Annotated in this window: 1 pseudogene; it reads right to left on the bottom strand. The window is 57.4% G+C overall.

Annotated features, from left to right (window positions below):
• Nucleotides 1-211: pseudogene (locus FK256_RS14270) on the bottom strand (cell wall-binding protein); the annotation flags it as partial.
• Nucleotides 212-517 lie beyond the last annotated feature (306 nt).

Genomic DNA, 517 nt, shown 5'->3' with positions numbered 1-517 from the left:
TGTCCGAGGGCGCGGTACTGGGTGCCTCTGTTGGTGCTGCTTCCGGCTTCTCTGCCGATGAAGAAGCGGGATCGGCTGCCGGCTGCTCGGTGGCGGCCTCGCTGCCTTGGGGAGCGGTGTCGTCATCGGCCAGGGCTGCGGGACCTGCCAGCCCCATGAGCGTCATCGCCGCGAGTGCGCCGATCATGTATCGGCCAGTGCGCTTCATCATGTCCTCCTTGAGGAAATGGTTCTCTTCCTTGTGAACGTCTCCGTCGTAACCGGCCGGTCAACAATCTTTTCCGACCTTTTCTCCGGCAGGCGGATACTGAGAATATACGAGGTGATGACGTTGTTATTCTGGCTGGAGTGCCTGGATTTTGCGGCAGTTTGGTAAAATATTTGATGTCTGCTGAGATGGTTACCCTTCTGATTTATTACGGAATGCGTATGGTACTGTTCGGTCGGTCTGGCCAGGCCGTCGCGGGTCCTCTTGCTGCAGATGGGACACGTAATACCTGACTTGGCTCATTGTGGG

Origin of the sequence: Actinomyces johnsonii (assembly GCF_006546835.1) — a bacterium.
Classification (GTDB): domain Bacteria; phylum Actinomycetota; class Actinomycetes; order Actinomycetales; family Actinomycetaceae; genus Actinomyces; species Actinomyces johnsonii.
Note: the sequence above shows the minus strand (reverse complement) of the source record. Positions and strands in the feature narration are given on the sequence as shown.